The sequence below is a fragment of the Halomonas sp. BM-2019 genome (assembly GCF_017584085.1).
In genome coordinates this window covers 2,924,195-2,934,330 of sequence record NZ_CP071922.1, presented here as the reverse complement: position 1 = coordinate 2,934,330, position 10,136 = coordinate 2,924,195, and the positions used below count along the sequence as shown (strand labels likewise).

The following is a 10,136-nucleotide window of genomic DNA, read 5'->3' as shown; positions in this document are numbered from 1 at the left end:
TCGGACGCCGAGATGGCCGCGCGCATCGCCCGCCACCGCCAGGAACGTGGCGGCGGCTGGCACACCCTGGAGGCGCCCCTGGCCCTCGACGCCGCCCTGGCCCGGGTGGGCGAGGGCGACACCGTGCTGCTCGACTGCCTGACCCTCTGGGCCAGCCAGTGGCTCTATGCCGGGGGCGGCAGCGAGGCCGAGGGCGAGGCGCTGCTGGCCCGGCTGATCGAGACGGCCCGGGCCCGCGATATCGCCCTGGTGGTGGTCTCCAACGACCTCAACGAGGACCTGCCGCCCACGGACGCCGAGACCTGGTGCTACCTGGCCTTCCTGCAGCGGCTGCATCGCCAGCTGGCCGCCGAGGCCGACCGGGTGGTGGAGGTGGTGGCCGGGCTGCCCATCGACTGGAAAATCGTGGAGGGGGAGATGCCGTCATGAGAGAGGCCGTCCATGGCCTGGTGCTGGCGCTGCAGTTCCTGACTCGGATTCCCCTGCCCATCGCCTGCCCCTGGAACGCCGATACCGGCCGCTGGGCGTTGCGGGCCTTTCCCCTGGTGGGGCTGGTGATCGGCGCCTGCCTGGCCCTGGTCGCCACCCTGGCCCAGGGCCTGCCCACCCCGCTGCTGGCGCTGGCGCTGCTCAGCCTGTGGGTGGCGCTCTCCGGCGGACTGCACCTGGACGGCGTCATGGACGTGGCCGATGCGCTGGGCAGCAATGCGCCCCTGGAGAGGCGCTGGGCGATCATGAAGGACAGCCAGGTGGGCAGCTTCGCGATCCTCGCGCTGCTCTTCCTGTTGGCCTGGAAGGGCATGCTGATCTGGGCGCTGCTCGAGGCCGGGGCGAGCCCCTGGCTGTGGGTAGCGCTGCCGGCGCTGGCGCGCTTCGGGGCGCTCGCGCTGCTGCGCCTGGCCCCCCTGGCGCGGCGCGAGGGGCTGGCCTGGAGCTGGCGCCGGCACCTGGCGCGGCATGACCTGGCGCTGGCCCTGCTGCCGCTGCTGGTGGTCTTCGGCTTCCTGCCCGGCGGCGCCGGACTGCTCGGCGCCCTCTGCGTCTTCCTGTTTCTGTATGGCCTGGTCATGGTCCGGGTCTTCACCGGCATCAACGGCGATATCGTCGGTGCCGCCATCGAGGGAGGAGAACTATGGCTGCTGCTCAGCGCCTGGAGCTGGTGGTGGTTCGTCATGGCGTGACCGCCTGGAACCTCGAGCGCCGCTATCAGGGCCAGCGCGACATCCCGCTGCTGCTGCCCGATGCCGTGCCGGACATGGATCGGCTGCGCGACCATCTGGCGGGCGAGGCCTTCGACGCCGTGCACTGCAGTGACCTGGCCCGCTGTCGCCAGACCCTGGCCCACATCTGGGCGGGGCAGGAGCGCGAGGTCCGCTTCGACCCCCGGCTGCGCGAGCTGGACTTCGGCGACTACGAGGGGCGCACCTGGGACGAGCTCAAGGATGACCCGCGCTATCGCGCCTGGGTCGACAGCGCCGGCCGACAGGCGCCCCCCGGCGGCGAGTCCGCCGATTCGCTCTGGCAGCGGCTCGAGGCCTGGCTTCAGGAGGTTCTCGCCGGGGCCCGGGAGCAGGGGCATCGGCGCGTGCTGGCGGTGAGCCACGGCGGCGCCATCCGCGAGCTGCGCCACCGCCTGGAGGCGAGCGACTTCTGGGCGGGGGTGGTGGGCCAGGCCCAGGGGCGGCGCTTCGTGATCGAGTATGGGCATGACACCGACAGGGGAGGCTGGCAATGCTGTGCGTCATCGGCGGTGCCTGCTCGGGGCGACGCGCGCTAGTCGCCGAGCGCTACCCCGACGCGAGCTGGCATCGGCTGGGGGCCGCCGAGTCGCCGGGCGCCTGGGCGAGCCGCCGGGCAGCCGGCGGGATCCTGGTGGTGAGCGGCTGGGCGGCCTGGCTGGAGGCCCGGCTGGCCAGGACGGCCGACGACCAGGCCGTGCGCGCCGCCTGGCGCGACCAGCTCGCGGCGTTGGGGGAGTGGGAGTGCGAGCCGGGGGGCGAGGCGCTGCTGATCCTCGACGAGATGGGCGGCGGCATCGTGCCCATGGCGCCCGAGGCGCGCCGCCTTCGCGACCTCAACGGCTGGCTGAACCAGGCGGTGGCCGCGCGCTGCCGGGGCGTCTGGCAGGTGCGTCACGGCCTGTGCAAGCGGTTGAAATAGAATGCCTTTAAGTCAGCTGTTCGACTTTCGACGTTGACCCCAGGGGCGCTGATTGCTAGCGTACGCGCACTCTCAGGTGCTGGCGGCGTGAGTGCCGCCAGGTAAACGGGAAGTCGGTGCGCGATGCGCCTCCAGGCGATCCGCCACTCCGACGCTGCCCCCGCAACGGTGATCGAGTCAAGAACCGCCACAGCGCCACTGTGCCCACGGCATGGGAAGGCGGCGGTTCAGCAGGGCCCCAGGCGGCACGCCGGGTCCTCGCTCGTCAGTCCGGAGACCGGCCCGAGAGCGCATGCCGAATCGCGGAGGGCGGTCATCCGGCAGGGCATCGCGCGCTACGCCGCGCCGTCCCCTCCCGTCTCCCTCGCTCCCGCCTTCCGGCTCATCAGAAGCAGAATGCCGTGCGGGTGAGCACGGCGAGCAAGGGACACCACATGAACACCACTCACGCCTGCCGTGGCTGGGCCGCCTGCGCCCTGGCCGCGCTGCCGCTGGCCATCGCCGCCCAGGGCGCCTGGGCCCAGGCCGCCGCGACCGACACCGATGAGGCCGTGCGCCTCAACCCCCTGGTGGTGACCGCCACCCTGGCGCCACGTACCGCCGACGAGAGCCTCGCCTCGGTCACCGTGCTCGACGAGGCGACCCTGCGTCGCCAGGATCCGGCGAGCCTCACCGACCTGCTGCGCGGCCAGCCCGGCGTCGACGTCACCACCAACGGCAGCTTCGGCAAGCAAAGCAGCGTCTTCATGCGGGGCGCCAACAGCGACCAGCACGTGCTGCTGATCGACGGCATTCGCCTGCGCTCGGCGACGGCCGGCATCCCCGCCTGGCAGTTCCTCGACCCGCGCCTGTTCCAGCGCGCCGAGATCGTCCGCGGCCCACGCGGCAGCCTCTACGGCGCCGATGCCATGGGCGGCGTGGTACAGCTCTTCACACCGGAGGGCGAGGCGGGCGATCCCCAGCCGCGCGTCTCCGTGGGCGGCGGCTCCTTCAATACCCAGCGCTATAGTGCGTCGCTCGCCGGCGGCAGCGGCGGGACCCGCTACTACGTTGCCGGCAGTCGCTTCGAGACCGACGGCGTGCCGGTGCGCGAGGGCGGCGAGGATAAGGGCTATGACAATACCAGCGGCCTGGCGCGGCTCTCCCACACCTTTGGCAACGACGCCGAGCTCGGCGTGCTGGCGCTGCGCGCTCGCGGCAATACCGAGTTCGATGGCGGGGATACCGACTTCATCCAGCAGGTGGCCGGTGTCTATGGCGAGCTACCGATCACCGACCGGTGGCGCAGCCGCCTGACGCTTAGCGAGGCGCGGGATGAGAGTGACACCCGCGACGACTTCGGGGATGCCGTTTTCGATACTCAGGCCCGCACTGCGCGCTGGGAAAACACGGTCGACTTCGGGCCTCATGAGCTGATTGCCGGCATCGAGCACAGCGAGGACCGGGTCAGCAGCACGACGCCCTTCGACGAGACAAGCCGCGACAATACCGCCGTCTTCGCCCAGGGGCTGCTGGATCTTCAGCCACTCTCTGTCCAGCTGAGCCTGCGTCACGATGACAACCAGGCCTTCGGGGAGGAGGTGACGGGTAGCCTGGCGCTGGGCTATGCGCTGGATAGCCGGCACACCCTGCGGGCCAGTGTCGGTACCGCCTTCAAGGCGCCGACCTTCAATCAGCTCTACTTTCCCGGGTTCGGCAATCCCGACCTGGAGGCCGAGACCTCCGAGACGTTCGAGCTGGGCGTGCGCGCTCAGTACCAGCGACTGTTCTGGGATCTCGCCGCCTACCAAACCAACATCGACGACCTGATCGCCTTCACGCTTCAGGATGGCCGCTTTGCTCCCTTCAATGTCGACGAGGCCCGCATTCGCGGCGTCGAGTTGACCACCGGCGTGGAGCTTGCCGACTGGGCCCTGGCCACGGCGCTGACCTGGATCGATCCGGAAAACCGTGAGACCGGCAACCGCCTGGTGCGCCGCGCCACCCAGAGCCTGCGCCTGGATGTCGATCGCGAGCTGGGCGACTGGTCCCTGGGCGGCTCCTGGATCGCCCAGAACCATCGCTACAACGATGCCGCCAACGAGGAGCGGCTGCCCGGCTTCGGGCTGGTCAACCTGCGCGCCGGCTGGGCCTTCGCGCCGATGTGGTCCGCCCGCCTGACCGTGGAGAACGCCCTGGACAAGGAGTACGCGACGGCACGCTTCTTCGATGGCGCTGATTTCATCAACGCCGGTCGCGCCGCCTTCCTCAGCCTGCACTTCGGTGGCTGGTGAGCCCTCGGCTGACGCCTCTGGCCCTGGCACTGCTGCCCCTGGCGGCGGCGCCGGCCCTGGCGGACGCGCGTTGCGCGCTGGACGACCGCGGCCGCGAGATCTGCCTGCCGGCCCCCGCCGAGCGCATCGCCGCGCTCTCGCCGGGGGCCACCGAGCTGGTCTATGCCGCCGGTGCGGGAGAGCAGGTGGTGGCGGTGGTGGCCTATAGCGACTATCCGCCGGAGGCCGCCGAGGTGGCCTCGGTGGGCAGCCATACCCGGGTCGATCTGGAGCGGCTGCTGGCTCTCTCGCCGGAGCTGGTGATCGGCTGGGTCACCGGCAACCCCCTCGAGCAGCTGGAGGCCCTCGAGGCCCTGGGCCTGCCGGTCTTCATGATCGAGCCGCGCACCGTCGAGGGGGTGGCCGGCGCCATCGAGCGGCTGGCGCACCTGGCCGGCAGCGAGGCGTCGGGTCGGGCGGAGGCGCAGCGTTTTCGCGAGGGCATGGCGGCGCTCGCCGAGCGCTACCGCGAGGCCGAGCCGGTCGCGGTCTTCTATCAGGTGTGGGACGAGCCGCTGATGACCATCAACGACGAGCACCTGATCGGCCAGGTGCTGACCCTGTGCGGCGGCGTCAACGTCTTCGGCGATCTCGACCGCCTGGTGCCGCGCCTGGACGAGGAGTCGGTGCTGGCCGCCGATCCGGAGGCGATACTGGCCGGCGGCATGGGCGAGGAGAACCGCGGCTGGCTCGACCACTGGACCCGCTACCCGGCGCTCACCGCCGTGGCCCAGGACAACCTCTTCTTCGTACCGCCTTCGCTGATCCAGCGGCCCACGCCGCGCCTGCTGGAGGGCAGCCGGATCGTCTGCGAGAAGCTCGAGGTCGTCCGCAGCCGACGCGAGGCGCGCCCCTGATGGTCACCCTGGCGCGCCCCCTGGGGTGGCTGGCCCTGGTCGCCCTGGCGGCCCTGGTGCTCTCGGTGGCGCTGGGCAGCGTGCCGCTCTCGCCGGGGGAGATCCTCGCCGCCCTGCGCGGCCAGGGCAGCCCGCTCACCCAGACCCTGGTCCTCGAGCTGCGCCTGCCCCGTTCGCTCTCCGCCTTCGCGGTGGGGGTGATCACCGCGCTGCTCGGGGTGCCGACCTTCCTCTACCTGCTCTACCGGAGTCAGTGATGAGCCGACTCGAGGTCGTGCGGCTGGTGATCGACGTCCCGGGACGCCCCGACGGTCGGGCGCTCTCCTTCCAGGTGGAACCGGGCCAGGTGTGGGGGGTGCTGGGCCCCAACGGCGTCGGCAAGACCACGCTCTTGCATACCCTGGCGGGGCTCAGGACGCCCCGCGCTGGGGAGGTGCGACTGGCGGGGCGCCCGCTGGGCGCGCTGCGTCGCCGCGAGGTGGCGCGCCAGCTGGGGCTGGTGTTCCAGGAGCGCCACGACGGCTTTCCCGCCACCGTGCGCGAGACGGCGCTGATTGGCCGCCACCCCTATCTGTCGCCCTGGCAGATGGAGGGCGCCGAGGAGCTGCGCCTGGCCGAGGCGGCCCTGGAACGCCTCGACGTGGCCCACCTGGCCGATCGATTGGTCGGCACCCTCTCCGGGGGCGAGCGCCAGCGCCTGGCCATCGCCACCGTGCTGACGCAGGCGCCGGCCCTGTGGCTCGCCGACGAGCCCACCAACCATCTCGATCTGCATCACCAGTCCAGCGTGATGGCCCTGCTCGCCGGGCAGGCCGCCGAGGGGCGCGCCGTGCTGATGTGCCTGCACGACCTCAACCTGGCCGCCCGCTGGTGCGACCAGCTGCTGCTGCTCTACCCGGATGGCGAAGCCTGCTGGGGGCCGGCGGAGACCATGCTGGAACCCGCCGCCCTGGAGCGCCTCTATGGCCAGCGCCTGGCCACCGCCTGGGTAGACGGCGCCCCTGTCTTCGTTCCCGCGCGATGACGGGCAAGATGCCCCGGCCGTCCGTGAACGGGTTCTCCCTCACTGAGCCAGGCCGAAAGGGGAGAGAGCCGAGCGCCTGCCATGGACCGGTAGCCGTCGGGAAAACTGTCTAAGCTCCAAACAAAACAGCCAGCGACGGGGAGTGCGATGGAGGTTACCAGCCTGATCAGTACCGAGACGATCAACCTGCGGCTGCATGGGCACACCAAGTCCGAGATTCTCGACGAGCTGATCGAGGTGCTGGCCAAAGCGGGCAAGCTGATCGATCCGCAGGCGTTCAGGGAGGCGATTCTCCAGCGTGAGGAACAGTTCTCGACCGGGCTCGAGAACGGCGTCGCCATCCCCCATGCTCGCACCGACGCGGTCCGAACGCCGGCGATCGCAGTGGGCATCGCGCCGGAGGGAGTCGACTATGGCTCGCTCGACCATCAGCCCAGCCGGATCTTCTTTCTGATTGCCGAAACCGACGCGGTGGCCGAGGAGCATCTCAAGATCCTCGCCTCGTTGTCGCGGCATATGCGGGACTCGCACTATATTCAGCGCCTGCTGCAGGCGGGCAGTGCGAACGAGTTGATCGGGCTGCTGGCCGGCGACGCCCAGGCCGGCAACGCCGTCGAGGCTGCCGCCGCCCCGTCGATGCCGCGGGTGCTGGCGGTGACCGGCTGCCCGACCGGCATTGCACACACCTATATGGCGGCCGATGCGCTGAAAGTCTGTGCCGAACGGATGGAACAGCCGATCCGGGTCGAGACCCGCGGGGCCATCGGCGAGCGGGATCGCCTGACCGAGCAGGAGATCGCCGCCGCCGACGTGATCGTCATCGCCTCCGATACCCGGGTCGATATGGATCGCTTTGTCGGCAAGAAGCTGATCAGGGTGCCGGTACGGGAGGCGATCCGCGACCCGAAGGGGCTACTGGAACGGGCCCTGAGCGGTGAGGCGACCGTCTACGCCGGCAGGGAAGGGGACGACGCCGTGCCTCGGCCGGCCGCGACCCGTCCCGGCATCTACCAGCACCTGATGAACGGCGTCTCGAACATGCTGCCGTTCGTCGTCGGCGGCGGCATCCTGATCGCGCTCTCCTTCATGTTCGGCATCGATGCGTTCGACCCGGACAGCCCGGACCACCATCCCCTGGCGGTCGGCGGTTTCATGGCAGCGCATTCCGGCGGCGGCTTTCTCGGTGGCATGATCGCCGGCCTGCTGGGCGGCTATCTGATGCTGGCCATCGGCCATCTCTGCCGCACTCTGCCACGCAGCCTGCGGGGGGTGGAGACGGTACTCATCTACCCGGTGATGGGCCTGCTGCTGACCGGCGGCCTGATGTACCTGCTGCTGATGCCTCTGGCGGCTATCAACAGCGCGCTGGTGAACTGGCTGGCTGCGCTCGGCGTCGGCAACCTGATCCTGCTGGGCACCTTGCTGGGCGGGCTGATGGCGGTGGACCTCGGCGGGCCGGTCAACAAGGCGGCCTACACCTTCGGCATCGCCGCCCTCGCGGCGGGCAACCATCTGCCCCAGGCCGCGGTCATGGCCGGCGGCATGGTGCCGCCACTGGCGATGGGAGTGGCGACGCTGCTGTTTCGCAGCCGCTTTGGCGCCAACGAGCGGCGCGCCGGCAAGAGCTGCTTCGTGCTCGGCGCGTCTTTCATCACCGAAGGTGCCATCCCCTTTGCCGCCGCCGACCCGCTCCGGGTGCTGCCCGCCTGCATCGTCGGCTCGGCGCTGGCCGGCGGCCTGTCGATGTATTTCGGTTGCCAACTGCCGGCCCCTCATGGCGGAGTCTTCGTCATCCCGCTGGTCGAAAATCCGTTTCACTACCTGCTGGCGATCGCCCTCGGTTCGCTGGTGAGCGCCCTGCTGGTCGGCAGCCTGAAGCCGGCCCTCGCGCTCGAAGCCCGTGTAAACCCGCCTCATTCATCAGGAACGTGAGATGGGAGCGCTTATAGGGCGTGGCGGAAGCGCAGGATCCGGCCGTGATCCATGGGATCGTCGAGGAGATCGGCCTGCACCCCGAAGGTGCGGCGCAGCCGGTCGGCGGTCAGTACCCGCTCGGGCCGTCCCAGCTCGACCAGGCGCCCGGCCTCCATCACGGCGATGCGGTCGCAGGTCATGGCCTGGTTGAGGTCGTGCAGGGCGATCACCACCGTGACCGGCAGCTCCCTGACCAGTTGCAGGATCGACAGCTGGTGGCGGATATCGAGGTGGTTGGTGGGCTCGTCGAGCAGCAGGATCCTCGGCTGCTGGGCCAGGGCGCGGGCGATATGCACCCGCTGACGCTCGCCGCCGGAGAGGGTATGCCAGAGGCGTTCGGCCATCGCCAGCATGCCCACGTCCTCGAGGGCGCGGCCGACGAGGGCATCGTCCTCGTCGGACCAGGGGCGCAGCGGCGAGAGGAAGGGCGTGCGGCCCAGGGCCACCGCCTCCCGGACGTGGATGCGATCGAGGGTCTCCGCCTGCTGTTCGACGAAGGCGATGGCGCGGGCGATATCGCGCCGGCGCATGCCCTGCAGCGGCCGGCCATCCAGCAGCACGCGGCCGGCCTTGGGCGTGCACAGCCCGGCGAGCACCCGCAGCAGGCTGGTCTTGCCCGAGCCGTTCGGGCCGATCAGGCCGAGGGTCTCGCCGGGCGCCACCGCGAGGCCGACCTCGTCCAGCAGCCGGTGCCCGTGGACCCGGTAGTCGATGCCTTCCGCGGTCAGTCTCATCGTGTCCTCGTCCCGCGAATCAGGATGATGGCGAAGGCCGGGGCGCCGATCAGCGCCGTGACCACCCCGATCGGCAGCACCTGCCCCGGCACCAGGATGCGGGAGAGGATGTCCGCGCCGATCAGGAAGACGGCGCCGGCCAGCGCCGAGGCCGGCACCAGCCGGGTGTGGCGACTGCCGACCAAAAAGCGCATGGCGTGGGGAATCACCAGCCCCACGAAGCCGATGGCCCCGACCATGGAGACCATCACCGCGGTGACCAGGGCCATGGCGCCGATCAGCAGGCCCCGCACGCGGCGCACGGCGATGCCCAGGGAGGCGGCGCCGTCGGCGCCGAAGGTGAAGGCATCCAGCGCCCGCCGGTACCACAGGCAGACCAGCAGGCCGCCCAGCGCCGCGGGCAGTCCCAGGGCCACATCCTTCCAGCGCACCCCGGAGAGGTTGCCCATCAGCCAGAACAGGATGCCTCGCGCCTGCTCGGCACTCGCCGACTTGGCGATGATCAGGGCGGTCAGGGCGTTGAACAGCTGGGAGCCGGCGATGCCGGCCAGGATGATGGCGCCCGCGGCCTGGGTGGCGCGCCCGCCGCCGGTGCCGCTGCCGGCGGCATGGGCGAGCAGCACCACTAGGCCGAAGGCCAGGCCCGCCCCGGCGAAGGCGCCCAGCGAGAGCGTCATGGCGCCGGCGCCGAGCCCGGCGATGGTCACCGCCACGGCGCCGGTGGAGGCGCCGGCGGAAATCCCCATCAGGAAGGGATCGGCCAGGGGATTGCGCAGCAGCGCCTGCAGCACCACGCCGGCCAGGGCCAGCCCCGCGCCGCAGCAGGCGGCGAGCACGCTCCGGCTGAGCCGATAGTCCCAGACGATGCCGGCGTCGATGCGATCGACGGCATGCTCCGCCCCCCACAGGCGATTGGCCAGCACCTTGAGGATCGTCTCCAGCGGGATCGCGGTCTCGCCGATGGCGGTGCCGGCCAGAATGGCCGCCAGCAGCAGCGACGGCGCGAGCCAGGCCCAGCGCCAGCCCAGCCGCGCCCGATCCGCGAGCGAGATCGAACTCATCGCTCGAGGTCGAG

11 protein-coding genes and 1 riboswitch are annotated in these 10,136 nt (G+C 70.9%); of the genes, 9 read left to right on the top strand and 2 right to left on the bottom strand.

Annotated elements, in window-relative coordinates; all coding sequences use genetic code 11:
• From J5F18_RS14655 to J5F18_RS14615, 9 genes are all read left to right on the top strand, one after another.
• Positions 1-429: bifunctional adenosylcobinamide kinase/adenosylcobinamide-phosphate guanylyltransferase (locus J5F18_RS14655; RefSeq protein WP_346299310.1), on the top strand; the 429-nt coding region annotated here is incomplete at its 5' end.
• Complete coding sequence (gene cobS / locus J5F18_RS14650; RefSeq protein ID WP_346299309.1) at positions 426-1,181, top strand: adenosylcobinamide-GDP ribazoletransferase; 756 nt, start codon at positions 426-428, stop codon at positions 1,179-1,181. The genes J5F18_RS14655 and cobS, both read left to right, overlap by 4 nt.
• Positions 1,133-1,777, top strand: a complete 645-nt coding sequence (locus J5F18_RS14645) for a histidine phosphatase family protein (protein WP_346299308.1) — start codon at positions 1,133-1,135, stop codon at positions 1,775-1,777. Before cobS ends, J5F18_RS14645 begins: the two co-directional genes overlap by 49 nt.
• On the top strand, positions 1,732-2,160 hold the full coding sequence (locus tag J5F18_RS14640) for a bifunctional adenosylcobinamide kinase/adenosylcobinamide-phosphate guanylyltransferase (RefSeq protein WP_346299307.1): 429 nt from the start codon (positions 1,732-1,734) through the stop codon (positions 2,158-2,160). The genes J5F18_RS14645 and J5F18_RS14640 overlap by 46 nt, the downstream gene beginning before the upstream one ends.
• Before the next feature lie 57 nt (positions 2,161-2,217).
• Positions 2,218-2,461, top strand: a riboswitch (cobalamin riboswitch).
• Positions 2,462-2,594: 133 nt separating this feature from the next.
• On the top strand, positions 2,595-4,433 hold the full coding sequence (locus tag J5F18_RS14635; protein ID WP_346299306.1) for a TonB-dependent receptor: 1,839 nt from the start codon (positions 2,595-2,597) through the stop codon (positions 4,431-4,433).
• Positions 4,427-5,329 carry a cobalamin-binding protein gene (locus tag J5F18_RS14630; protein WP_346302242.1) on the top strand — a complete coding sequence of 301 codons (903 nt, stop codon included), beginning with the start codon at positions 4,427-4,429 and terminating at the stop codon, positions 5,327-5,329. The genes J5F18_RS14635 and J5F18_RS14630 overlap by 7 nt, the downstream gene beginning before the upstream one ends.
• Positions 5,329-5,586 carry an iron chelate uptake ABC transporter family permease subunit gene (locus J5F18_RS14625; RefSeq protein ID WP_346299305.1) on the top strand — a complete coding sequence of 86 codons (258 nt, stop codon included), beginning with the start codon at positions 5,329-5,331 and terminating at the stop codon, positions 5,584-5,586. Before J5F18_RS14630 ends, J5F18_RS14625 begins: the two co-directional genes overlap by 1 nt.
• Positions 5,586-6,353, top strand: a complete 768-nt coding sequence (locus tag J5F18_RS14620; RefSeq protein WP_346299304.1) for an ABC transporter ATP-binding protein — start codon at positions 5,586-5,588, stop codon at positions 6,351-6,353. The genes J5F18_RS14625 and J5F18_RS14620 overlap by 1 nt, the downstream gene beginning before the upstream one ends.
• Positions 6,354-6,500: 147 nt before the next feature.
• Positions 6,501-8,285 carry a fructose-specific PTS transporter subunit EIIC gene (locus J5F18_RS14615; protein WP_346299303.1) on the top strand — a complete coding sequence of 595 codons (1,785 nt, stop codon included), beginning with the start codon at positions 6,501-6,503 and terminating at the stop codon, positions 8,283-8,285.
• Between the two features lie 11 nt (positions 8,286-8,296).
• Here J5F18_RS14615 and J5F18_RS14610 read toward each other — a convergent pair whose 3' ends face one another.
• Positions 8,297-9,061 carry an ABC transporter ATP-binding protein gene (locus J5F18_RS14610; RefSeq protein ID WP_346302241.1) on the bottom strand — a complete coding sequence of 255 codons (765 nt, stop codon included), beginning with the start codon at positions 9,059-9,061 and terminating at the stop codon, positions 8,297-8,299.
• Entirely contained in the window at positions 9,058-10,122 is a 1,065-nt protein-coding gene (locus J5F18_RS14605; RefSeq protein ID WP_346299302.1) for an iron ABC transporter permease, read from the bottom strand. The genes J5F18_RS14610 and J5F18_RS14605 overlap by 4 nt, the downstream gene beginning before the upstream one ends.
• Between the last annotated feature and the right edge of the window lie 14 nt (positions 10,123-10,136).